This window comes from Methyloceanibacter sp. (assembly GCF_049590335.1).
GTDB lineage: Bacteria > Pseudomonadota > Alphaproteobacteria > Rhizobiales > Methyloligellaceae > Methyloceanibacter.
Map to the genome: position 1 here is coordinate 13,510 of NZ_JBAWCQ010000079.1, position 22,952 is coordinate 36,461.

Annotated in this window: 24 protein-coding genes and 2 pseudogenes; 16 read left to right on the forward strand and 10 right to left on the reverse strand. The window is 63.1% G+C overall.

All coding sequences use genetic code 11. From position 1 onward, the window contains the following. Positions 1-103 precede the first annotated feature (103 nt). Positions 104-1,675 (forward strand): inorganic phosphate transporter, encoded by a 1,572-nt coding sequence (locus WBQ77_RS05995; RefSeq protein WP_424043533.1) that lies wholly within the window; start codon positions 104-106, stop codon positions 1,673-1,675. 72 nt (positions 1,676-1,747) lie between these two features. Here the strand turns inward: WBQ77_RS05995 and WBQ77_RS06000 are convergent, their stop codons facing one another. Further along, entirely contained in the window at positions 1,748-2,242 is a 495-nt protein-coding gene (locus WBQ77_RS06000) for a DUF1772 domain-containing protein (RefSeq protein WP_424059367.1), read from the reverse strand. 50 nt (positions 2,243-2,292) lie between these two features. Further along, positions 2,293-2,871 (reverse strand): hypothetical protein, encoded by a 579-nt coding sequence (locus WBQ77_RS06005; RefSeq protein ID WP_424059369.1) that lies wholly within the window; start codon positions 2,869-2,871, stop codon positions 2,293-2,295. A gap of 117 nt (positions 2,872-2,988) precedes the next feature. Here WBQ77_RS06005 and WBQ77_RS06010 point away from each other — a divergent pair, with 117 nt between their 5' ends. After that, complete coding sequence (locus tag WBQ77_RS06010) at positions 2,989-4,209, forward strand: glycoside hydrolase family 3 protein (RefSeq protein WP_424059371.1); 1,221 nt, start codon at positions 2,989-2,991, stop codon at positions 4,207-4,209. A gap of 3 nt (positions 4,210-4,212) precedes the next feature. Here the strand turns inward: WBQ77_RS06010 and WBQ77_RS06015 are convergent, their stop codons facing one another. Next, positions 4,213-5,679 (reverse strand): cryptochrome/photolyase family protein, encoded by a 1,467-nt coding sequence (locus WBQ77_RS06015; protein ID WP_424059373.1) that lies wholly within the window; start codon positions 5,677-5,679, stop codon positions 4,213-4,215. A 50-nt stretch (positions 5,680-5,729) separates the two neighbouring features. Continuing rightward, a pseudogene (locus tag WBQ77_RS06020) lies at positions 5,730-5,855 on the reverse strand (MBL fold metallo-hydrolase); the annotation flags it as partial. Here WBQ77_RS06020 and WBQ77_RS06025 point away from each other — a divergent pair. The 8 genes and pseudogenes from WBQ77_RS06025 to ispG all read left to right on the forward strand — a co-directional run bounded on the left by WBQ77_RS06025 (position 5,815) and on the right by ispG (position 12,391). Beyond that, positions 5,815-5,985, forward strand: coding sequence for a helix-turn-helix domain-containing protein (locus WBQ77_RS06025; protein WP_424043524.1), 171 nt, complete (start codon positions 5,815-5,817; stop codon positions 5,983-5,985). The pseudogene WBQ77_RS06020 and the gene WBQ77_RS06025 sit on opposite strands and share 41 nt — an antisense overlap. 33 nt (positions 5,986-6,018) lie before the next feature. Beyond that, on the forward strand, positions 6,019-6,453 hold the full coding sequence (locus WBQ77_RS06030; protein ID WP_424043522.1) for a Fur family transcriptional regulator: 435 nt from the start codon (positions 6,019-6,021) through the stop codon (positions 6,451-6,453). Between the two features lie 194 nt (positions 6,454-6,647). After that, positions 6,648-7,427 (forward strand): metal ABC transporter ATP-binding protein, encoded by a 780-nt coding sequence (locus WBQ77_RS06035; RefSeq protein WP_424059375.1) that lies wholly within the window; start codon positions 6,648-6,650, stop codon positions 7,425-7,427. Further along, positions 7,424-8,290: a metal ABC transporter permease gene (locus WBQ77_RS06040; RefSeq protein ID WP_424059377.1), complete on the forward strand. Its 867-nt coding sequence runs from the start codon at positions 7,424-7,426 to the stop codon at positions 8,288-8,290. Before WBQ77_RS06035 ends, WBQ77_RS06040 begins: the two co-directional genes overlap by 4 nt. Positions 8,291-8,324: 34 nt before the next feature. Next, positions 8,325-9,293, forward strand: coding sequence for a metal ABC transporter substrate-binding protein (locus tag WBQ77_RS06045; RefSeq protein WP_424043517.1), 969 nt, complete (start codon positions 8,325-8,327; stop codon positions 9,291-9,293). A 143-nt stretch (positions 9,294-9,436) separates the two neighbouring features. Further along, positions 9,437-10,657, forward strand: a pseudogene (locus tag WBQ77_RS06050) (CobW family GTP-binding protein). A gap of 30 nt (positions 10,658-10,687) precedes the next feature. Continuing rightward, a complete protein-coding gene (locus tag WBQ77_RS06055) occupies positions 10,688-11,044 on the forward strand; it encodes a hypothetical protein (RefSeq protein ID WP_424041861.1) in 357 nt (118 codons plus the stop codon). 78 nt (positions 11,045-11,122) lie between these two features. Next, a complete protein-coding gene (ispG, locus tag WBQ77_RS06060) occupies positions 11,123-12,391 on the forward strand; it encodes a flavodoxin-dependent (E)-4-hydroxy-3-methylbut-2-enyl-diphosphate synthase (protein ID WP_424041860.1) in 1,269 nt (422 codons plus the stop codon). Between the two features lie 3 nt (positions 12,392-12,394). Here the strand turns inward: ispG and WBQ77_RS06065 are convergent, their stop codons facing one another. Together WBQ77_RS06065 and WBQ77_RS06070 are read right to left on the reverse strand one after the other, a co-directional pair. Next, positions 12,395-13,009, reverse strand: coding sequence for a DUF1345 domain-containing protein (locus WBQ77_RS06065; protein ID WP_424041858.1), 615 nt, complete (start codon positions 13,007-13,009; stop codon positions 12,395-12,397). A gap of 109 nt (positions 13,010-13,118) precedes the next feature. Next, the gene (locus WBQ77_RS06070) at positions 13,119-14,024 is read right to left on the reverse strand and encodes a polyprenyl synthetase family protein (RefSeq protein ID WP_424059379.1); all 906 of its coding nucleotides are present in this window, start codon (positions 14,022-14,024) and stop codon (positions 13,119-13,121) included. 203 nt (positions 14,025-14,227) lie between these two features. Between WBQ77_RS06070 and mtgA the strand changes: the two genes are divergently transcribed. From mtgA to WBQ77_RS06090, 4 genes are all read left to right on the forward strand, one after another. After that, positions 14,228-14,875: a monofunctional biosynthetic peptidoglycan transglycosylase gene (mtgA, locus tag WBQ77_RS06075; protein WP_424041856.1), complete on the forward strand. Its 648-nt coding sequence runs from the start codon at positions 14,228-14,230 to the stop codon at positions 14,873-14,875. Positions 14,876-14,973: 98 nt separating this feature from the next. Further along, a complete protein-coding gene (gene rpmF, locus WBQ77_RS06080; RefSeq protein WP_424041854.1) occupies positions 14,974-15,159 on the forward strand; it encodes a 50S ribosomal protein L32 in 186 nt (61 codons plus the stop codon). A gap of 284 nt (positions 15,160-15,443) precedes the next feature. After that, positions 15,444-16,883 carry an EAL domain-containing protein gene (locus WBQ77_RS06085; protein WP_424059381.1) on the forward strand — a complete coding sequence of 480 codons (1,440 nt, stop codon included), beginning with the start codon at positions 15,444-15,446 and terminating at the stop codon, positions 16,881-16,883. Positions 16,884-16,914: 31 nt separating this feature from the next. Then, the gene (locus WBQ77_RS06090) at positions 16,915-17,124 is read left to right on the forward strand and encodes an EAL domain-containing protein (protein ID WP_424059383.1); all 210 of its coding nucleotides are present in this window, start codon (positions 16,915-16,917) and stop codon (positions 17,122-17,124) included. A 35-nt stretch (positions 17,125-17,159) separates the two neighbouring features. Here WBQ77_RS06090 and WBQ77_RS06095 read toward each other — a convergent pair whose 3' ends face one another. The 3 genes from WBQ77_RS06095 to hisC form a co-directional block, all read right to left on the reverse strand. Then, positions 17,160-17,708 (reverse strand): gamma-glutamylcyclotransferase, encoded by a 549-nt coding sequence (locus WBQ77_RS06095; RefSeq protein WP_424042617.1) that lies wholly within the window; start codon positions 17,706-17,708, stop codon positions 17,160-17,162. Between the two features lie 342 nt (positions 17,709-18,050). Further along, positions 18,051-18,977, reverse strand: coding sequence for a prephenate/arogenate dehydrogenase family protein (locus WBQ77_RS06100; RefSeq protein ID WP_424042618.1), 927 nt, complete (start codon positions 18,975-18,977; stop codon positions 18,051-18,053). After that, a complete protein-coding gene (hisC, locus tag WBQ77_RS06105) occupies positions 18,974-20,092 on the reverse strand; it encodes a histidinol-phosphate transaminase (RefSeq protein WP_424059397.1) in 1,119 nt (372 codons plus the stop codon). Before hisC ends, WBQ77_RS06100 begins: the two co-directional genes overlap by 4 nt. A gap of 232 nt (positions 20,093-20,324) precedes the next feature. Here hisC and metX point away from each other — a divergent pair, with 232 nt between their 5' ends. Together metX and metW are read left to right on the forward strand one after the other, a co-directional pair. Continuing rightward, positions 20,325-21,527: a homoserine O-acetyltransferase MetX gene (metX, locus tag WBQ77_RS06110; RefSeq protein ID WP_424042619.1), complete on the forward strand. Its 1,203-nt coding sequence runs from the start codon at positions 20,325-20,327 to the stop codon at positions 21,525-21,527. Then, positions 21,524-22,168 (forward strand): methionine biosynthesis protein MetW, encoded by a 645-nt coding sequence (metW, locus tag WBQ77_RS06115; protein WP_424059385.1) that lies wholly within the window; start codon positions 21,524-21,526, stop codon positions 22,166-22,168. Before metX ends, metW begins: the two co-directional genes overlap by 4 nt. On the opposite strand, the gene WBQ77_RS06120 is transcribed toward metW, so the two are convergent. Beyond that, the gene (locus WBQ77_RS06120) at positions 22,115-22,900 is read right to left on the reverse strand and encodes a class I SAM-dependent methyltransferase (RefSeq protein WP_424043334.1); all 786 of its coding nucleotides are present in this window, start codon (positions 22,898-22,900) and stop codon (positions 22,115-22,117) included. The genes metW and WBQ77_RS06120 overlap by 54 nt on opposite strands. Between the last annotated feature and the right edge of the window lie 52 nt (positions 22,901-22,952).

The window sequence follows — 22,952 nt, forward strand, 5'->3', positions numbered from 1 at the left end:
CCCTCAGAGGCAAAACGACCTGTCCCGGGCGCTGCGCTGGACCATTGAGTCTGCTCACGCGAATGCCCAGATGCTTTTTTGGCCAAGCAGGGGATAGGGGTGCATGGCGGATCGGGGAGACGGCGAAAAGAAAAAGCGCGCAGACCGCGTTGTCAGGTCGCGCGTTGCCGTTGTGTCGTTCCGCCGGCGGGCTCTGGAGCCCGGTACCCCGCTGGACAAAGACCTTCGCAAGATCGAACGGCTTGAAGAGGCGACGCGCGCCGTCTCGCGCAATAGTATCGCGCTGGGCGCCACGTTGATCTTTTTGCTTATCGCCGCATTCGTGGCTGACAGCCAGGCGCAGACCGGCCAGAGCGGCGTCTTGATGGTGCTCGCCGCCGTGATCGGCGGCTATCTGGCGCTGACGATCGGTGCCAACGACGTCGCGAACAATGTGGGCCCTGCGGTGGGCGCCCGCGCCTTGACCATGACCGGGGCGCTTGCGCTCGCGGCGGTGTTCGAATGTGCCGGCGCGTTGATCGGCGGCGATGACGTGGTCGAGACCATATCGGAAGGCCTGATCGACCCGGCGCTCCTGCCGAACACTAATATCTTCGTCTGGGTCATGATGTCCGCCATGCTGGCCTCCGCAGTTTGGGTGCACCTTGCGACCTATGCCGGAGCGCCCATCTCGACGACCCACGCGATTGTGGGTGGCGTTTTGGGTGCAGGACTGGTCGGGCTCGGATTCTCCGCGATCGATTGGATCGTGGTGGCCAAGGTCTTCGCAAGTTGGATGCTGTCGCCGCTGGTGGGCGGTTTCGTTGCCGCCAGTCTCGTCGCCTTCATCGAGTTCAACATGATTTACAGGCCCGACAAGATCGCGGCTGTGCGCCGTTGGGTGCCTGTGCTTGTCGCGCTCATGGCCGCCGTCTTCTTTGCCTTTATCGCGCTCAACGTCTTCGGGAATGTTTGGGCGCTGGGTGTGCATTTGGTCGTCCCCGCCAGCGTTGTCGTGTTCGGCATCGTCTACCTTCTGGCGGGGCCTTGGGTGCATGCGCAGTCCGAGGACATGGAAAACCGCAATCAGCATGTCCGGCAGATGTTTCGCGGGCCGCTAATTTTCGCGGCCTGCCTGCTCTCCTTCGCCCATGGTTCGAACGATGTGGCAAATGCGGTCGCACCGCTTGCGGCCATTCTACAGAATGCCGGTCAGCCCGAGCTTTTGGGCGAGGTGGGAGTGCCGTTCTGGGTCATGCTGATTGGAGCCGTGGGCATCAGTCTTGGCCTGTTCCTGTTTGGTCCCAGGATCGTCCGCGTTGTCGGCGAGCAAATCACCAGAATGAATTCGATGCGGGCGTTCTGCGTGGCCGTTGCCGCGGCCTTCACGGTCATGGTCGCCTCCGAGCTCGGGATGCCAGTGTCGACGACGCAGACCGTGGTGGGCGCCGTGTTCGGTGTCGGCTTCTTTCGCGAGTATGCCTCGCGCTATAGCCGGCGGCGGCGCTACTACATCCTGACGAAGAAGGGGCATCATGCGCCCGCGGTGCCTCCCGCATCCCGCGATGAAGCGCGCCGCCGCAAGCTTGTGCGCCGGTCCCACTTCATCGGGATCGTGGCGACATGGGCCATTACGGTTCCATCCGCGGCCGCCCTGGCCGCTCTAATCTATAGTGTCATCGACTGGATTCGCTGACAGCCAATGAGGCGCGCATGGCCGCGCTTGCGGAAGTGGAAAGAGCGCCCGATTGGGACTGGGCCGCCTCGCTCAGAACGGCATGCCGATCTCGGCGAGCGCCAGCATGAAACAGGCGCAAGCCAGGAGCGTGGTGATTGCGCGCACATGGTTCCATCGCATCCAGGCTAGGCGGTAGCGGTGCCATTGATCGCGTGCGCCGTCTGCATCGGGCGAGGCTGCAAGAAGTGCATTGTTCAACGGCACGCTGCGCAACATGGTGACGCCGAAACCGCCGATTAGAAACAACGCCGCCCCGGCGAACGCATAGTGCGCATGGTCTTCTCGCCAGGTGAAGATCGTCATGGCGCCAAGGGCGAGGCACAGCAGGGCCGTTCCGAAAAACAGAACAAGGAAGACCGGCGCCTTGATGGCGCCGACCGTGGCCTGCATGGCGACAATCCCGCGCTCCGCTGTGAGGCCGCCAAGCGCGCGCAGGAAGAACGCCGAGAAGGCAAAGAAGTTGCCAGCGAGCAGCGCGGTGCACAGGGCGGCGCACATCGTCAGCACAAAGAATAATTGAGTCATGCGGCGGACGTGCTAGCGGCCGGGGCAGCGGGCGGGCGCGGTCCCGTCGCTCACCAATTGGGATTGGTGCATTTCACGCCCCTTTCTTTCACGGACGAGATTTTTCCGGTCTCGATCTCGATTTGCCAGGCCTTGTTCATGTTCGTCCACCATTCCGAGGCGTCCCTGCCGCTCGTCTCGCCCATGAAGCGCAGCGTGTAGTCATCGCCCTTCATGCAGGAGGTGGAGAACGTATAGCCTTTACGGGGCTTGCCGGTGATCAGGGCATCGGTGACCTCGAAGCCGGACCCGCCCCCCGCGCTCCCGTCCTTGGCCGCGAGGACCAGAACGGCGCCGTCATCACGAGCATAGTGCCGGACGTAGATCGGCGGCAAGACGAGACCACCACCAATATTGGTCCAGCCGTCAAGATTGAAGCTGCCCGAATAAGTCTTTCCGATCAGACTCTTGGCGAAGTCCTCGTCTGATACGGGCGCCGGTTCCGCACCGCTCTCGGCGCTTGTCTCGGCCTCTGCGCCGGCTTTCGGCTCTGTGTCGGCTGTCGCTTCGGCTTCGACGCGCGCGACTCCCGTCGAAAGGAGCGCGAAGAGACAGGCGGCAGTCAACGACCAGATCGGTTTGCAGTTCATTCCTCTCACCCACATCGTTGTGTCCTCGCGGACGCGGTTCCGGCGGCGGGCCGCTTCCACGGTTCGCGCTGTACCCTATTCAAATTCCCAGCAAGATTCGCCACTAATCTTGCCCTTATGTCATTCCGTCCCGGCCTCGTCCCAAGCATGGCGCTCGCCTTCCTGGCCGTGCTGTGTCTCGCGACCCATGTTCTCGTGGCTCATGTCTTCGTGACGGTTGCGCTTAGCAAGGAGGGCGGCGGCCGGTCCACCCACGCGATCGACGCCGGCGATTGTGCATCGGCACGTGTCAGTGCGATGATCGGCCAAACTATCATGGTTGGTTTTGCCGGCCGACGCGAACAAGACCCAGGGGTTCGGGCTGTTGTCGCGCAGCTGCGCGATGGAACGGTCGGCGGTGTGATTCTGTTCCCCAACAATATCGGCGACAGAGCCCAGCTCAAGGCGCTGATCGACGTCCTGCGCAGCGCCCCGTCCGGCCTGCCGCCCTTTATTGCGGTGGACCAGGAAGGCGGCGCGGTTCAGCGCCTCCGAGCAAGAAGGGGCTTCGAGTGGTTCCCCTCCGCCAAGCTGGTAGGTGAGAACCCGAGCCTCGACTCCCAGGAAATTGCCGAGGAGATCTACGCTCAGATGGCCGCGGAACTCGCCGGCCTCGGCTTCAACATGAATCTGGGCCCCGTCGTCGATGTGAATACCAACCCGAACAACCCCGTGATCGGCGCTCGGGGCCGAAGCTTCGGTGGCACATCCGACATCGTATCGCCCATGGCAGCGGCCTTCATCAACGCGCACCATGCGGCGAACATCGCCACCGTGGCCAAGCATTTCCCAGGGCACGGCTCCAGTGTGGTCGATAGCCATCGCACGCTTGCCGACATTTCGCAGACCTGGCAGGAGGAGGAACTCGACCCTTATCGCCGGCTGATGCTTCAGGGCCTGCTTGATGGGGTGATGATGGGGCATCTGTACCATCCCCGTTTCAGCGACCTGGAAGACCTTCCCGCGTCCTTGTCCGCAAAGGCAGCGGCGGTGCTCAGGCGGAGCGACGGGCTCGGGTTCGACGGCGTGATCGTCAGCGACGACATGGACATGGGGGCTATCGTCGAGGCTTTCTCGCCGGAGGAGGCCGCGGTGCGGGCGATCTGGGCCGGCACGGATATCGTGATCTTTTCCAATATCGAGCGCGGCGATCCGGATTTCGGCGTGCGCCTCCATCAGGCGTTGGTCAAAGCCGTTTGCGATGGCCGCCTTGGTGAGGCCCGTATCGAGGAGGCCTATCGCCGGATCGTGCGGCTGAAAGGGCAGCTCAAGACGAGCACGCTCCCCCGCGCTTGGTGAGGCCTATTTGAGGCTTTCGAGTGCGCGCAGGGCCCGGGCCCGCGCGGCCGCATGGTCGACGATGGGCTGCGGATAAGTTCGTCCCAACAAGACGTCCGCAGCCGCCAAAATGGCGGGCGGGGCATCCCAGGGCGCATGAATGTCGCGCGAGGGCAGGCGCGCCAGTTCGGGCACCCAGGTCCGAATGAAGTCGCCTCCCGGATCGAATTTCTGGCTCTGAATAATGGGATTGAAGATGCGAAAATAGGGCGCGGCGTCCGCGCCGCAGCCGGCGACCCACTGCCAGCTCGCGGCATTGTTGGCGAGGTCCGCGTCTACCAGCGTGTCCCAGAACCAAGCCTCGCCCTCCTGCCAGGGCAGTAGCAGATGCTTCACCAGAAACGACGCGACGACCATGCGCGCCCGGCCTGGCATAAAGCCCGTCTGCCATAGCTGGCGCATGGCCGCATCGACGACGGGGTATCCGGTTTGCCCGCGCTGCCAGGCGGAGAGTGCCGCTTCATCCTCGCGCCAGGGAAAGCGCGCGAATTCAGACTTCAAGGGCGTAGTCGGCATGTCCGGAAAAGCCTGCAGGAGGTGGTAGGAGAAGTCCCGCCAGCCCAGTTCTCTCAAGAAGGCCTCGGCGCCGCGCCGCGTTGTGCCGCCTTCGGCCTCTACGGCGTGCCTGACCGTGTGCCAGACCTGGGCGGGGCTGATCTCGCCGAAATGCAGATAGGGCGACAGCCGCGATGTGGGAGTGCCCGGCAGATTGTTGCGACGGTCGGCATAGGCACCCATCCCGTCGTCGACAAAGCCGGTGAGCGCAGCTTGGGCCGCGTGTTCGCCTGGTGTCCACGTCGCTCGAAGCCCGCCCGCCCAGTCGGGGCGCGTGGGCTGCAGCTTGAGATCGACGAGGGCCACACCGTCCGCATGCGCAAAGTCCGTGAGGCTTGGGACGCTGTTTGGAGCAGGTGGTGCCGGACGCGCGAGGCACGCCTTCCAGAACGGCGTGAAGACGCGGTAGGAGCGTCCGTCCTTCTTGACGACGTCCTCCGGTGCGAAAAGCAGCCGGCCCTGATGGAGATGAAACGCGGCGCCGTGTTCACCGCACAGAGAGGCGGCGTCTGTCTCGCATTGGTTTCCGAATGGCTCGTAGCTGTGTATCGCGTGCAACGCGCGCGCGTTGGTCTCGCGCAGGATCTCCGCCAAGACATCGCGTGTGGGGCCTTGGCGCAGCACGAGCGCGCCGCCAAAGCGGGCCAGCGATGTGTCCAGCGCATGCAGGCTCTCATGCAGCCACCAGCGCGAGGCGCCGCCAGGCGCCACGGCACCCTGCGTCTCGCAGTCATGAATATAGAGCGGCAGTACAGGCGCGCCGGATCGTACGGCGGCGGTGAGGGCTTCGTGGTCGGCGAGGCGCAGCTCCTTGCGGAACCACACGATCACAGGTCTTGTGGCGTCGGCGTCTTCGGTCTCGATACGGTTTGGCATTGGCCCATTGCAGGCCGGGAGCGCACCGGGATCAAATCACGATCGTGCCATCAGTCCTTGAGCTGATAAGCGTGCGCGAGCCAGCGGTAGTCGCCGTCCTTCCGCCGTTCGACATAGCCGAGCGAGGGGAAGGGCATGTGGAAGCCGCTGACCGCCACGCGGTCGGCCGCAGCCATCGCTGCTGCGCTAAAAGGAAACAATCTGACCGATGCTGCCCATGCGGCCGGCTTCTCCGATCAGGCGCATTTCTCACGGGAGTTCCGCCGCATCTTCGGTGCGCCTGCCCATCGCAGCCTTTCGGCTTGACGCCAGTCGGAACTGTTATGTTATATCATCGCCATGAGTGCGACCCATCATCATGCCCATAAGGGCCCGGCGCCCAAGCTTTCGCCCAATCAGAGCAAGATCTTGGGGTGCCTACGCGCGGCAGGCGAGCCGATGAGCGCCTACGCCATTCTCGACCGGGTCCGGAAGTCGGGGATTGCGCATCCGCCGACCGTCTATCGCGCCCTGAACGACCTGATGAAGAAGGGCATGGTGCATCGGCTGGAATCCCGCTCCGCCTTCATCGCCTGCGGACATCGCGGCTGCGACGGGCGCTTCGCGTTTGCCATCTGCCGGGCATGCGACAAGGTGGTCGAGATTCCGCTCGGCGAAAGGGATCAGGCGCGGCTTTTGGGACTCGCGCCGGCAGAGATTTCGCCCGAGCAAGTGACTTTGGAGATGGCAGGGCTGTGCGTGGCATGTAGGCAGGCGCAAGCCACGCCGGATTAGACCAACGACTTCGGAAAGGGCTTCGCCTTGCCATTGGACAACTCTCTGCAGCCGGCGCGGCCCGCGCAATCTCAAGTCCTGGCTCATACCCGGGTGCTGGGATTTTCGCTGCTGCGTGCTTCCACAGGGCAAAGGCTCTTGCTTGTGGCCGCGATGCTCGTGGTCCTCTGGATGGCCGTCGCCTGGGCTCTGCAATGAGGACCGCCCTCGTGACCGCGCCAGCGCCCGCTATCAGCTTCGAGAATTTGACACTCGGCTACGACCGCCACCCAGCGGTGCACCACGTCACCGGCGATATAGCGCCCGGTACGCTTCTGGCCATTGTCGGCTCGAACGGCGCGGGCAAGTCTACTCTGCTCAAGGCGCTGGTAGGAGAGTTAAAGCCGCTCAGTGGACGGATCGATTTTCATGGTCATGACAAGCGCGATATCGCCTATCTGCCGCAAGTGGTCGAGATCGACCGCAGCTTTCCCATATCCGTGTTCGATTGCGTCGCCATGGGGCTGTGGCGCGAGATCGGCGCCTCGGGCGGGCTCGATCGCGCCTGCGTGGCGCGCGTGGGGGACGCGTTGGCGGCGGTCCACTTGACCGGGCTTGCGGGCCGGCCGGTTGGCGCTCTGTCGGGTGGCCAGTTTCAGCGGGTGCTGTTCGCGCGGCTCCTGTTGCAGGACGCCAAGATTATTCTACTGGACGAGCCGTTCCGGGCGGTGGATGCCAAGACCATCGTCGATCTCATCGGGCTGATCGAGCAATGGCACGCCGAGGAGCGGACGGTCGTCGCGGTTTTGCACGATATCGATCTCGTGGGCCGGTATTTTCCGCAGACCTTGCTGCTTGCGCGCGAGGTCCTGGCCTGGGGCGACACGACCGCCGTGCTGACACCGGTCAATCTCGACATCTCGCGTCAGTTCAACGAAGGCTACGACGAACACGCCGGGATCTGCGATCACGACGAGGCGCGCGAAACCGCATGATCGAAGTCCTGCTCGAGCCCTTTACCGAGTTCGCCTTCATGCGCCGGGCGCTTGTGGGATCTCTGGCCATCTCGATGACCGCGCCCCCGATCGGCGTGTTTTTGATGCTGCGCCGGATGAGTCTGATGGGCGATGCCATGGGGCACGCGATCTTGCCTGGCGCAGCCATCGGCTATCTGCTCGCGGGGCTCTCGCTCTTTGCCATGAGCCTCGGGGGTTTTGCCGCCGGGCTTGCAGTGGCGCTGGCGGCGGGTCTCGTTGCGCGCTCCCGGGTGATCCGCGAAGATGCGTCTCTGGCAGGGTTCTATCTTTTGTCGTTGGCGCTTGGTGTGTTCCTGGTGTCGGTCCACGGCACCAATGTCGACCTGCTGCATGTGTTGTTCGGTTCGGTGCTCGCGCTGGACGATGCGGCCTTGCTGCTCGTCGCCGGCATCGCCACGGTCTCCCTGATCACGCTGGCGTCGATCTACCGTCCCCTCGTGCTGGAGTGCTTCGACCCGCACTACCTGCGGTCCGTAAGCCGCTGGAGTTCGCCGACGCATCTGATCTTCCTCGTGCTCGTGGTGCTCAATCTCGTCGCCGGGTTTCAGGCGCTCGGTACCTTGATGGCAGTTGGTATCATGTTGCTGCCTGCGGTCAGTTCGCGGTTCTGGGCCGACAGTGCGGGCGGCATGATTGCCGTGGCCGTCATTGCGGCATTCCTGTCGAGCATGGCGGGGCTGCTGATTTCTTACCACTACAGCGTGCCGACCGGTCCGACCGTCATTCTCGCTTGTGGCGCGTTCTATCTGTCCTCGATGCTTGCGGGCCGGCGGGGCGGTGCTATCTGGGGGCTCATGCCGCGCAAACATTTGGAAGCGTAGCCTCTCAACAATCCTTACACGGAGTTTCACGACCATGCGTTTCCGTTTCACACCCCTCCTCGCTGCCGCGGTCTTGGCGCTCGGCGTCTCGAATTCGGCGAACGCTGCCGAAAAGCTCAAGACCATGGCCTCGTTCAGCATTCTCGCCGACATGGTGAAGAATGTCGGCGGCGAGCGGGTCGACGTCAGCGAGCTCGTCGGTTCCGACGGCGATACGCACGAATTCAACCCCACGCCCGCCGACGCCAAGAAGCTGGCTCGCGCTGACGTCTTCTTCGTCAACGGGCTCGGCTTCGAGGGCTGGATGGAGCGGCTCGAGTCTTCGTCGGGCTTCAAGGGCGCCACGGTGGTGGCAACGACGGGCGTCAAGGCGCGCAAGATTGATGAGGATGACGACGCGCATCATGAGGATGCCGATGATGACGATCACGATGAGCATGCTGACGCGCGCCACCATGACCACGGCGACATGGACCCGCATGCCTGGCAGGACCTGGCCAATGGCGAAATCTATGTCGCCAATATCCGCGACGGCCTGATCGCCGCCGATCCCGATGGCAAGGCCGTCTATGAGCGGAATGCGGAGAAGTATATCGCCGCGGTGAAGAAAGAAGACGCAGCCGTCAAGGCAGCGCTCGCGTCATTGCCGCAATCGCACCGGCGCATCATCACCAGTCACGACGCCTTCGGTTATTTCGGTGACGCATACGGGCTGGAAATTGTCGCACCCGAAGGCATTAGCACGGCCAGCGAACCGTCCGCCAAGGACGTCGCCAAAATCATTCGCCAGATTCGCGAGGACCAGATTCCGGCAGTGTTCTTGGAGAACATCACCAACGCAAAAATGCTGGAGCAGATCGCCAAGGAATCCGGCGCTAAGATCGGCGGTACGCTCTATTCCGATGCTCTGTCGGGCAAAGACGGTCCCGCGCCAACCTATATCGACATGTTCAAGCACAATGTCGGCACGCTGACCTCAGCGCTGTCCTCCCAGGCCAAATGACGCTGCGTTGCGGGGCGGTTCCTATAGGCCGCCCCGTCGCGCATGCCCCAGAGTTCAACGACGTCTTTGATGTGACCTTCAATTGTTACATTATAACATATAAACTTATCCATTGTGCACATAGAACTCTAGGAGTATCTCGCGTGCGTGGCGCTGCAGGTGGCGACTTCCGGCTTCCCGTTACCGTCCTGTCCGGCTTTCTCGGTGCCGGCAAAACAACCTTGCGGAATCGCATTCTCGCCAATCGCGAGGGCCGCAAAGTCGCGATCATCGTTAACGACATGAGCGAGATCAACAAGGATGACGAGCTCGTCAGAAAAGGCGGGGCCGATCTCTCCCGGGCCAACGAGGCTTTGGTCGAGATGTCGAATGCGTGCATCTGCCGCACGCTGCGGGAAGACCTCTTGAAAGACGTGCGCCTCCTCGCTGACGAACGGTGCATTGACTACCTCCTGATCGACTCTTCTGGAGTCTCCGAGCCGCTGCCAGTGGCTACCACGTTCGACTTCCGCGATGAGGATGGCGAGAGCCTCTCCGATGTAACCCGTCTGAATGCATGATGACCATCGTCGATGCGGCCGGCCTTGTCGGCGACTATCAGTCCCAGGATTTTCTGACGGATCGCGGTCTCGGCGTTGACGAAACCGACGCGCGCCCCTTGGTCTCGCTACTCGTGGATCAGATCGAGTCCGCCGATGTGATCATGCTCAACAAGCTCGACCTGGCCACGCCGAAACAGGTTTCGGCGGCGCGTGGGATCGTTCGGTCATGGAACAGCAGCGCGAGGATTATCGAGACCAACGATGGCGATGTGCGACTCGCCGAAATCCTCGACACGAGTCTCTTCGATCTCGGCGTGGCGCAAACGCACCCCACTTGGTTCAAGGAGATCAACGGTTTCAAAGATCACACGCCGGAAACAGAGGGTACGGGATTGCGAGGTTCACTTGTCGAGCACGTGTTCCGTTTCATCCCTAGCGGCTTCATGCCTTCTTCAGCGATAGCTGGCCGAACGTAATCCTGGCAAAGGGCATCTTCTGGCTCGGGTCCCGTTTCCAAATGGGTCGGTGAGCTCAGCCAGGCGCGCGCGCTTGTACGGCATGAGGGCATCGGTTTTTGGTGGTCGGCTGTGCCGCAGGCGCTGGCCGGACGATGCCGACAGCTTCAAGGAGGTCATGAAGCGCTGGGACCGCACCTGGGGCGATCGGCTCCAGGAACTGGTAATGATCGGGACTTGCGCCATGGACCGGCAGGCCATCACCGACGCGGTGAACGCGGGCCTCATCAAGATTCCCCGGAAACAGGACCTGGCAAGGGGACGGTGGAAGTCGCTCCCCGATCCATTTCCAGCGTGGCAGCCCTAGCGTTCGGCTTTGGACCGGTTAAAAGGTGCCATGACCGGCGGTTGGCGGCGATGGCTGTGGCTCCTGCTTGCGCTTCTTGGCGCAGGCGTCGCCTATGCCGCGCTCGGCCCGGCCGATTGGCAAATTCGGCTCGGGCTGCACTGGCTGGTAGAGCACTTCCTCGTGTTCTTCGCGGCAACAGTGCTCGCCTGTGTTGTTTACCCAAAGCCCATGCGCGTGGCTGCGGTCCTGCTCCCGATTGCGGTGGGGCTTGAGGTCGCGCAAGGGCTGACGCCGGACCGTACGCCGGACGTCGCAACGGCGCTTGTGGCGGCGGCGGCCGTCGCGCTGGCAGCACTCCTGACGAACGCCTTTATGGCCTGGCGATGGCGCTGCAACTCCGCCTGAACGGAGCGGCCTAGCGCGCAGGGCGCAAATGTGATGTATCCTGCCGCTGAATTGTCGTCCCGCGTGAGGAGACTTCAGGTGACGAGCATCGTGCGGAAACAGACTGTTCCCGTCAGAATTGGGCAGGTGGCCATGGGCGGCGGTGCGCCCATTGTCGTCCAGTCCATGACCAATACGGACACGGCGGATGTGGGCCAGACGGTCGCGCAAGTGGTTTCGCTCGCGCGGACCGGGTCCGAGCTCGTCCGGATTACCGTGGATCGCGAGGAAGCCGCCGCCGCCGTCCCGCTCATCCGCGCGCAGCTCGACACGCTCGGTGTGAACGTGCCGCTGATCGGCGACTTTCACTATAACGGCCACATGCTGCTGGCCGCCTATCCGGATTGTGCAGAGGCGCTGGCGAAATATCGCATCAATCCCGGCAATGTTGGATTCAAGGACAAGCGCGACAAGCAGTTCTCCCAGATCATCGACATCGCGCTCCGATACGACAAGCCGGTGCGGATCGGCGTCAATTGGGGCAGCCTCGATCAGGAATTGCTCACGCGGCTTATGGACGAGAATGCTGTCTCCGCGACCCCGAAAGACGCCCGCGAGGTCATGCATGAGGCGATCGTGCAGTCCGCACTGCTCTCGGCGGATCGGGCGCAGGAACTCGGCATGGGTGCGGACAAGATCGTGCTGTCCGCGAAGGTGTCGGCGGTTCAGGATCTGATCGCCGTCTATGGGATGCTGGCGGCGCGCTCCCACCTCGCGCTGCATCTGGGTCTCACGGAGGCAGGCATGGGCTCGAAGGGCATCGTTGCCTCCTCGGCGGCACTGTCCGTCCTGCTGCAGCAGGGTATTGGAGACACGATACGCATCTCGCTCACTCCGGAGCCGGGCGGCGATCGTTCGCTCGAGGTGAAGGTGGCTCAGGAGCTGCTGCAAAGCATGGGCTTCCGCGCGTTTGTGCCCCTGGTCGCGGCGTGTCCCGGATGTGGACGGACGACCTCCACCACATTCCAGGAATTGGCCCGGGATATTCAGGATTTCATCCGCGACCAGATGCCGGACTGGAAGCGCCGCTATCCGGGTGTCGAAAACCTCAATGTCGCGGTGATGGGCTGCATCGTGAACGGTCCGGGCGAATCCAAGCACGCCGATATCGGCATTTCGCTGCCCGGAACGGGAGAGACGCCAGCCGCGCCGGTGTTCGTCGAGGGCAAGAAGGTCACCACGCTGCGCGGTCCAGGCGCCGCCGCCGAGTTCAAGCAGATGGTGCTGGACTATATCGAACGGCGTTACGGGCACGGTGTGATTGGCGAAGCGTCTGAGCAAGGCGCGCCCCGTACCGCGGCGGAGTAGGCGCTACTTCATCGAAATGGCATCGCCCGCGATTGAGACCGTGAGGGCGATCATCGTTAAATTGAAGACAAGCGAGATCAGGCCGTGGGCCGTTGCCGTCCGGCGGATCGTGCACGAGGTGATTGCCACGTCAGACGCGGCCGTGGACGTTCCGATCACGAACGAGAAATAGATGAAGTCCCAGTAGTCCGGATCTTTCGTGCCAGGAAAACGCATGCCGCCGCCCTGGCCGCGATGCTGCGCGTAATATTTGTGCGCGTAGTGCATCGCGAACATGACGTGCACGAAGATCCAGGAGAGTAGCGTGGTCAGAAACATGAGGGCGAGCAGGGGCGGCTGAACCGTTTCGCTGGCGCTCGCGTTGCGGAGCCAGAAGATGATGGCGCCAAGGCTCGCCATCGCAGCGATGACGGTCAGCACGGGAATGGTGATGCGTCCCTCGCCCTGCAGGGCCGACTCGCGCCGAATCCGGTCAAGGTCCGAGCGCAGGATCATGACGGTCACGAGCACGAGATAGAAGGCCACGCCCGCGTCCCAGTTAATTAGAAACCGCGACTCGAGCATGGCGTCCTCGGGCAGAAGCGCGATGAGCACGATGCAGACCCCCGTCGCAAACATCAGGCGCCACCGCGCCTGCAAGAAGCGCGAGACCCGAGTGCCCCGAAAGCGATTCCGCGGTGCCGGCGAGGTGCTCATGGTCTAATTCGCGCTGGATTCGCCTATGGCCTCAAGAGCGCCGCTCGGCGACGAAGCGTGCCGCCTCGATTAGTGTCGCCGCTTCTTGGCCGAAGGGGTCGAGTGCCTCTTCGGCCTCGGCGACGAGCTCTGCGAGCCGGGCCTTCGCGCCCTCAATGCCGAGGAGGCCCACCAACGTCGCCTTCCCACGCTCGGCGTCCTTGGAAGCGGCCTTGCCCATCGTGGCCGCGTCGCCTTGCGCATCGAGCAGGTCGTCGGCGAGCTGGAAGGCTTGGCCGAAGATGCTGGCATAGCGGACCAGCGCCGCGCGGCTGGATGCGTCCGCGCGCCCGAGTACGGCGCCGGCCTCGCAAGCGAAGCGGAACAGCGCGCCGGTCTTCAATTTCTGCATGGCCATTGTCTCGTCGGGTGAAAAGGGCCGCTGCTCGGCGGCAAGGTCCAGTGCCTGCCCCAAGGCCATGCCCTGCCAGCCGCTGGCTTTGGCGAGGAGATGGGTCAATTCGGCTCTGATCACCGGATCATCGTGGCACCGCGGCGCGCTCACGGTCTCGAAGGCGATGGTCAGGAGCGAATCGCCGGCGAGGATGGCCGTGGCTTCGTCGAATGCGATATGCACCGTGGGGCGCCCCCGGCGGAGGGCGTCGTCGTCCATCGCCGGAAGGTCATCATGGACCAGAGAGTAGCAATGGATGCATTCGAGCGCACAGGCCGTATCGAGGGAGCTCTGTTCGGTTGCGCCGAACAGCCCCGCCGACTGGACGACGAGGAACGGCCGGAGGCGCTTGCCTCCGCCAAGCGCCGCATAACGCATGGCTTCGCCGAGAGGTGAGGCTGTCTCGCCGCCGGCCTCGGGCGCGGCTGCGTTTGAGGCCAGTAGCGCGGAAAGCCGCTTCTCGACGAGCTCGGCCACGCGGTCTATCTCGGTTCGGAATGTCATAGTGGGCGAAGGGATAGCCGAGGCCTTCTGTCGCCGCAAATTGATCGCAGGACCTGTGGGCGTTAGAACGCCCTCCTATGCACGGCAACGACACCGAAGATCCGCCCCGCGGGGCCCCGGCGCACAGGGCGCGGCCCAGCCCGAAAAAGGCTCACAGGCCAAGCGCTTGGGCCGACAGGCATCCATGGCTGTGGCGGATCGGGGTGGGGCTGCTCATCCTAATTGGCCTCGTGCTCGGCAGCATCGTTCTGTACCGCTTCGTCAATCCGCCGATCACCTCAGTCATGATCATCGAGAAACTTCGTGGCGAGACCTTGAAGCAAAGCTGGGTGCCCTTCGATAAAATCTCGCCCCATATGCGTCTGGCCGTGATCGCGAGCGAGGACGGCAATTTCTGCCAGCACCAGGGTGTCGATTGGGCTGCCGTGCGGGAGGTCATCGAGGCGGCGAAGAACTTGGAGCCCGCACGGGGCGCCAGTACCATCCCGATGCAGGTCGCCAAGAATCTCTATCTCTGGGAGTTCCGCTCTTATCTACGTAAGGCGCTGGAGGTCCCGCTCGCCTACGCCATCGTCTCCATCTGGCCCAAAGAGCGCGTGCTGGAGGTCTATCTCAACATCGCTCAGTTCGGTCCGGGCCTCTTTGGCGTCGAGGCCGCTAGCCGGAAGTATTTCCGGAAGCCCGCTTCGGCGCTCACCCAGAGTGAGGCGGTTCTGCTGGCGGCAACGTTGCCGAAGCCGAAGGTGCGCAATCCGGCACGGCCTGGCCGGACCCATCGTGTGGTGGCCAGGGCGGTCCAGCGGCGCTTGCCCTATATCGCCAAACGGGCGGACTGCATCGTGAACCGCTAAAAGGTGGGTTTCGGCTCTGGTCAGAGGCCGAGATTGTGATTATATGAGCGCCAAACGACGACCCCGCGTCGCGCGGGGCCGCATAGAGGTTCAAGAAAATGGCTGTTCCAAAGAGAAAAGTGTCTCGCATGAAGCGGGGCAACCGGCGGAGCCACGACGCTGTCGCGGCCCCGGCCTACGTCGAGGATAAAGATTCGGGCGAACTACGCCGTCCGCATCACATCGACCTGAAGTCGGGCCGTTATCGTGGCCGCCAGGTGATCACGATCAAGGAAGAGGCCTAAGGGTTTAAGTCCCTACCTCTTCTGAGGATTTGCTCAGCTCTGGCGCCAGCTTGCCGGAGCGTTTTTGCCTGTCTGCTGCTGAGTCCGCGCCCCTTGCCGGTAGGGTCTTGCTAACCAAAGACCGAGAAACCAGGCGTCTTGGCGCGCTCCCACCCCGTTTTCAACGCCGAATGGATGCAGTTGCACCCCGCCGATTTTCGGCTTCTTAAGCCTTGCTAGCTAGCGTTCCTCGCAAGGCAACGAGCGCCCAAGGCGCCGCAGTGTTTCCTGTAAGGGGTAGGCGAATGACAAAAACTAATACGGCAGATGCGGCTGGCGAACAGCCGCACATTCAGGTTGCTGACGTGTTGGATTGCATCCGGACCACAGCCTATCGCTGGGATCTTGGGTCCGATCGGATCGACTGGGCGAAGAATGCCGGTGCCGTGTTGGGGGAGATTGATATCGCCGCCCTGCGCCGCGGCCGTGCGTTCGCTCTGCAAATTGAACCCATGCACGCTGCTGACCGCTATGATGGAGTTACGGGCAACGTACAGGCCGCGCCGAACGCCTCCCACCCTTATGCCTTGCAGTATCGCTTCCTGCCGGACGGAAAGCGCGGAAAGACCGCGCTATGGGTCGAGGAGCGCGGCGTCTGCACCACCGACTATAAGGGCGCGCCCGTTCAAGCGCAGGGCACGCTCCGCGTGACCGGCGACCGCCGCCAGCGCACCCGTTCGCAAGGTGCGCGTGGCGACCACGAGTCCCTCCGGTTTTCTAACCGTGCGGAGCTCACCGGCACTCTGGCCAAGCTTCTTTCCACCCACGGCGGAAGAGCCGAAAAGGGCGCCTTTCTGCTTGTCGGCGTCAACGATCTGACGCGCATAAACGAGATCTATGGCTACGATGCCGGGGATAAGGTCATCGCCATCGTGGGCCAGCGCCTTGCCTCGACCGTGCTCGGGCAGGATTGTTTGGGCCGGTTCTCGTCGAACAAATTTGGAATCGTCCTGCATGGTTGCGACGCGAAAGATGTAGCTGCCGTCGCCCGGAGTACGATGGCCGCCGTAGAACGCGACGTTGTGAGCACCAGCGCGGGCGCCGTTGCTGCGACGATCGTTGTCGGCGCGGTGTTGTTGCCCGCCGACGCGAATACCACCCAGGACGCGATCGGCCGTGGCTTGCAGGCGATCGACATGGCGCGGGTCGGTCCCAAAGAGCGCCTCTATTGCTATGATCCGACAGCGCCGCGGGAAGCCGAGCGCAAGAGCAACTTCGCCATAGCCGACGAAGTGATACGGGCCCTGAACGATCGCCGCATCATGATTGCCCTCCAGCCCGTCGTGAACGTGGGCGGCCACGATCCGGAGTTTTACCAATGCCTCGTGCGTTTGCGGCTGCCGGATGGGGCGGTTTTGGACGCGAGCGAGTTCGTACCGGTCGCCGAAGAGCTGGGGTTGTCGAAACTCATCGACCATCGCGCCCTGGAACTGGTCATCGAGCTCTTGCGTGCCACACCCAACCGGAAGCTGGCACTCAATGTATCGGCCCTCTCGACGACCGACGGGCATTGGGTCGACGCGCTCGAGGCTCTGACCGGGAAAGACCGTGGGTTGACGGAACGGCTGATCGTCCAGATCGCCGGGTCCGCCGCAATTTCGGACATGGAAGCCACGGCTGCGTTCGTTTCGGCTTTGAAAAACGCGGGGTGCAAGGTCGCGCTCGACAATTTCGGCGCCGGATAGGCATCCTTCCGGTCGCTTCGTAATCTCGGCGTTGACATGGTCAAGATCGACGTTTCCTTCATCGAGAATCTGGGCAGTAGAAAAAGACGAGACGCTCGTCCAAACCCTGGTTGAGCTGGCTCAAAGTTTCGGCCTTGCGACCGTCGGGGAGTGGGTGAGTGACGCCCTCTCCGTCGAACTCTTGAAGAAAGCCGGCGTCTCCTACCTCCAGGGCGACTTCTTCGGCGCGCCCGAACTGTAAGAAGACAAGTCGGCCGAGGCCGAAAAGTCCGCCAGCTAGGTCTCTGCGCCATCGCCTGCGCTGCGCCGGAGCCGTTCGGCTAGTGTGAAGAGCAGCGCATCGTGCATGCCAAGGGCTTCCAGGTGTTCCACTGTATTCAGGACGTAATCGATATTGGCGCCGGCCTGCCCACGGCCGGCGCGCACTATGCGCAGTTGCGCTTCGAGGTCGAGCAATCCGGCATATTGCGGATGGTGCGGGTCGGCCACAAAGGTGAGCGCCGTCACGGTTTGGCCCGTGCCGTCGCCCAGCGCTATCTCCCGGTAGGTCTCCACATAGACGTCGGTCACCTGTTCCCGCCGGCGCAGGTAGGCGACCGTGTCGCTCTCGGTCCCAGGTTCGACGCGAAAGGCCAAGCCATGACAGTCCCCGCCGTCGTCGAGTCCCAGAACGAGGCCGGGATTGTCGAGCGTGCCGCGGTGCAGTATCGAATAGATGCACAGGGCTCGGTGGGCGCCTTCGAGACGGGCCGGGCTTTGGGCATCGAACGGAAATCCCGGCCGCCACATCAGTGACCCATAGCCGAAGACCCACAGCGCAGACATGTCTTCTCCATTAGTCGGATCCGCCAGGCTTCAGAGGATCCTGACGCGGCAGATTTTTCTCTCGGCGGTCGCGGGCTGATTGTACACAATCTAAGATGGTGCAACGCTGGCGTAGCCCAACACTGCAATTCTCCCGACTGGGCTACGGTTCGATGGAGCAAATCATGAGCGATACCTTTGAAGGATATGCCGGTGATGTAGATTTGGCCGCTGCCATGATGAAAGCATTCGATGAAGCTTCCAAACAACATGGCTTAGGGTTTCCTGGAATCTAGTAGCGCTTCGCGGAAGCCATGGAATCGTGCCCTATGAGGTCGGCGTTACGATCAAGGTCGCAAAGCATTAGTCCGAATCTCCGTGGTACCGGCCGAAATCGGGATCGGCGGTATCCTGTCCCGCGTCGATAACCCCGCGGCGGATGGCACGCGTGCGGCTGAAGTGATCCTCTAGAGACTTACCGTCGTCCCAGCGGATCATGCGTTGCAGCGCCGCGAGGTCCTCGGAGAAGCGGCCAAGCACCTCCAGGACCGCGTCCTTATTGTTGAGGAACACGTCGCGCCACATGACCGGGTCGGAGGCGGCGATGCGCGTGAAGTCGCGAAAGCCGCCCGCGGAGAACTTGATCACCTCGGACTGCGTGACGTCTTCGAGATCCGCCGCCGTACCGACGATGTTGTAGGCGATCAGATGCGGGATATGGCTGGTGATGGCGAGGACGATGTCGTGATGCTCGGGCGTCATCGTCTCGACGGTCGAGCCTAGTGCCGTCCAAAGCGCCACGACCTTCTCCACGCTGGCATCCGTCGAGCGCTCGCACGGCGTGATGACGCACCAGCGGCCTGCGAATAGCTCGGCAAAGCCAGCCTCGGGGCCGGAATACTCGGTGCCGGCCACCGGGTGTCCAGGCACGAAGGAGGCGTGTTCGGGCAGCGCGCTCGCGACGTTGCGCACGACAGCGGCTTTCACTGAGCCCACATCGGTCACGATCGCGCCGTCTGCGAGATAGGGGGCGATCGACTGCGCGGCGGCCGCCATGGCGCCGACGGGCACGGCGAGAATCACGAGCTGCGCGCCAGTGACCGCGTCTTCGGCGGTTTCCGCGATAACATCGCAAAACTGAAGCACGTCGGCGCGTGCCCGCACCTCGGCCGATCCGTCAAATCCGGTAACGGTCGCGGCGAGGTCGCGCTTCTTCATTCCGCGCACCATGGACGAGCCGATCAGTCCCAATCCTATGACGGCGACTTTATCGAACAGGGGCTCCATCATGTGGCGCCCATGAACGCGGACAGTGCGTCGAGCACGGCCACATTTTCGGGTTCAGTGCCAATAGTCATCCGCAAGGCATTGGGGAAGCCGTACTCCTCCACGCGCCGCAAGATGATCCGGCGCTGATGCAGATAGGCGTCGGCCTCCCGCGCTGTCCTTCCCGGAGTATCGGGAAAATGGACGAGCAGAAAATTCGCCACGCTCGGCGTTGCCGTAAGGCCGATCCCGGCGAGCCGCATGGCCATCTCAGGAAGCCATCTCTCATTGTGGGCGACCGCTGCTTCCATATGCGCGTGGTCACCGACTGCCGCGACGCCGGCCGCAATAGACGGCCCGGTCACGTTGAAGGGGCCGCGGATGCGGTTCAGTGTGTCGGCGATGGCATCCGGGCAGTAGGCCCAGCCAATGCGCAAGGAGGCGAGGCCGTAAATCTTGGAGAAGGTCCGCGTCATCACCACGTTGTCGTTTGCTGCAACGAGCGCCGCGCTGGCTTCGTAGTCGTCCCTTCGGACATACTCCGCATAGGCACCATCCAGCACCAGCACGACATGGCCGGGGAGGCTCGCATGCAGGCGTTCGATCTCTGCGGCGGGAAGATACGTCCCGGTCGGGTTATTCGGGTTGGCCAGAAATAACATGCGCGTGCGCGCCGTCACGAGCGCAAGGATGGCGTCCACGTCGGCGGTGCGGTTCGTCTCAGGCGCCACGATCGGGGTGGCGCCGTGTGCTAGAATCGCGATCTTGTAGACTAGGAAGCCGTGCTCGGTGTAGATCGCCTCGTCGCCAGGGCCGAGATAGGCAACGGCGAGCAGGTTCAGCAGTTCGTCGGAGCCGGCGCCGCACACGATGCGCGCAGGGTCCAGGCCATGCTCGGCGGCCAATGCCTCGCGCAAGGGCCGCGCGGACCCGTCAGGATAGCGGGCGAGGCGCGCAGCTTCGTCAATGTAGGCTTCAACGGCCTTGGGGCTCGGACCGAGCGGCGTTTCGTTGGACGAGAGCTTCACGATCGGCCCGGCGCCAGGCAGCACGCTTGTGCCCGGCACGTAAGATGCGATGTCGAGAATACCCGGACGCGGTGCCGGGGCCGTCCGCGCGCTCGGCGCGTCGGCAGCCATCAGATTGGCAGCCATGGGCTTGGTAGCCATGGTTCTGCTCCTTATTGGGGCCTCAAACCCCTGCGAAGGGCTTGTCATACGGCCATTTCTTAAGCCAAGGCAAAGAAAAGATTGAGTCTAATGAGGCCATAGCTAACCCGGCACTGTATAATTCTGGGTTCCATTGTCAGGAGGCGCACACGGTGTGCGTCGCGCGCAAACTAGGAACCGTCTCTGTTAGGCCATTGCGACGATGAACGAGAATCCGGGAGCGGAGAGCTTCGCCGAACTCAAACGGCGCGAGCAGATTACCAATCCCCAAAGCGAAGTGGTGCACTTTCCGGCGAGCGAGGGTCTCCCGCTCGATAGCGGAGCTGTGCTTGCGCCCTTCTCGGTGGCCTATCAGACCTACGGAACGCTGAACGCGGACAAGTCGAACCTCATTCTGGTTTGCCATGCGCTGACCGGCGACCAGTATGTTGCAAGCGCTCATCCCGTCACGGGCAAGCCCGGCTGGTGGGAGACCATGGTCGGACCAGGCAAATCCATCGACACAAATCGCTATTTCATCCTGTGCCCCAACGTGATCGGCGGGTGCATGGGCTCGACCGGGCCTAGCTCGCTCAACCCCGAGACGGGCCGCGCTTACGGACCCGATTTTCCGGTCATCACCCTGCGCGACATGGTCCGGGCCCAAGCCCGGCTGCTGGATCACCTCGGCGTCGACCAGGCCTTGAGCGTGATCGGCGGCTCCATGGGCGGGATGCAGGTGCTCGAATGGGCGGCGACCTATAAGGACCGCGTGTTCTCGGCGATCCCGATCGCTTGTGCGGCGCGCCATTCCTCGCAGAACATTGCGTTCCACGAGGTGGGACGCCAGGCCGTGATGGCGGACCCCGATTGGTGTAGCGGCCTCTATCTCGAAGAGGGCAAGAGCCCGCGCAAGGGCCTCGCCGTCGCGCGCATGGCTGCGCACATCACCTATCTGTCCGACCGGGCGCTGCACACGAAATTCGGCCGCAACCTGCAGGACCGTGAAGAGGTGACTTTCGGCTTCGACGCCGACTTCCAGGTGGAGAGCTATCTGCGTCACCAAGGGATGAGTTTCGTCGACCGGTTCGACGCGAACTCCTATCTCTATATCACGCGGGCCATGGACTATTTTGATATCGCCGCCGATCATGGGGGCGTCCTGGCGAACGCCTTTGCAGGAACCAAGACGCGCTTCTGCCTGATCTCCTTCAACTCCGACTGGCTGTTTCCGACCAAGGAAAGCCGGGAGGTGGTGCATGCACTCAATGCGGTGGCCGCGAATGTCAGCTTTGTCGAGATCGACTCGAACAAGGGACACGATGCGTTCCTGCTGCATGAGCCCGAGCTGTTCGATACGGTGCGCGGCTTCCTTAGCGCGGCTGCCCGCCGGCGTGGGCTGGCAGACGCAAGCGCAGGGGCATGACGATGGATGCTGCCGTGATACCGCCAGAAGTGCGATCTGCCGATACGGCCCGCGTCGATCTCCTCCTCATCGCGGAGATGATCTCGCCCGGCTCGCGGGTGCTCGATATTGGCTGTGGCGACGGTGCTTTATTGCGTATTCTATCGGAGAAGCATGGCGTGGACGGCCGTGGCATCGAGCTCAGCCAGGCCGGGGTGAACCAATGCGTGGCACAAGGCCTATCGGTGATCCAGGGCGATGCGGACACAGACCTCGTCCACTACCCGGATACGGCCTTCGACTACGCGATCCTGTCGCGGACGATCCAGGCCACGCGCAACCCGCGGCATGTGCTTGAGCAGCTCCTGCGCATCGGCCAGCGCGTCGTGGTGTCGTTTCCGAATTTCGGGCACTGGCGTGTGCGCTTGCAGCTCCTGCTCGGCGGTCAGATGCCGCACACCGATACGCTACCGGAACTCTGGTACGACACGCCCAACATTCATCTGTGCACGATCAAGGATTTCCTGGCTCTGTGCGATGCCATCGGCGCACATGTGGAAAGGGTGGTGGCGCTCAACGCCAATGGGACGAAGCTCGTCTCAATGCCCTTATCGACGCAGAATCTCTTCGGAGAGCAGGCCGTCTTCCTGCTCTCGCGCTAGGAGCGGAGTTACTGCGCCCGCCGGCATCGGGATCACGCGCCGGCGCGTTTTGCGCACCGTTTCGCTCACGAGACTGCCGGCATAGACCTGCTTCGTTGCCTCGACCACGATGATCCCGGAAAAGACGGGCCACACCAGATGGCCGAACCGCTCCCAGAAGCCGGGCCAGCGGGTCAGGACCCGCCAGTCGAATGGTGGCAGGTGAAGCACGTAGTGCCAGCTCTCGGGCTGGAACATGGCATCCTTCAGGAGTTGGGTGAGCTGGCTGCGGCTGAAGGGGCTGCCATAGCCGAAGGGCGTCGTGTCCATCCGGGCCCAGAGCCCGCGCCGGTTGGGCACAGCCACCAGAATGCGGCCATTGGGCGCCAGCACGCGCCAGATTTCGCGCAAGAGGGCATGGGGATGCTCGGACCACTCCAGCATATGCACCAGCAGAACCCGGTCCGCCGCCTCATCGTCCAACGGCAGGTCTGTCTCATCCACAAGTACCGTCTGGGATGAGGCCCGCTCGGGCCAGGGCAGCGCTCCCAGGCGCACCGGCGCAAGGGCACCCACGCAGTGGGCGTCTTTTCGGAACTCGGCGAGATAGGGCGTGGCATAGCCGAGGCCGAACACGTTGAGGCCCTTCGCGTCGGGCCAAAACGCCCGAAAGCGCGGCCGCAACAGGCGCCGGACCATCAGCCCGATCCTGCAGGCGTAGAAATTTCGAAGGTCAATCGAGTCGAGATGCATGGCGTCCGTTTGCTTGTGGCACGGCTAGACTTGGGTCGCCGAAAGCCTTCAT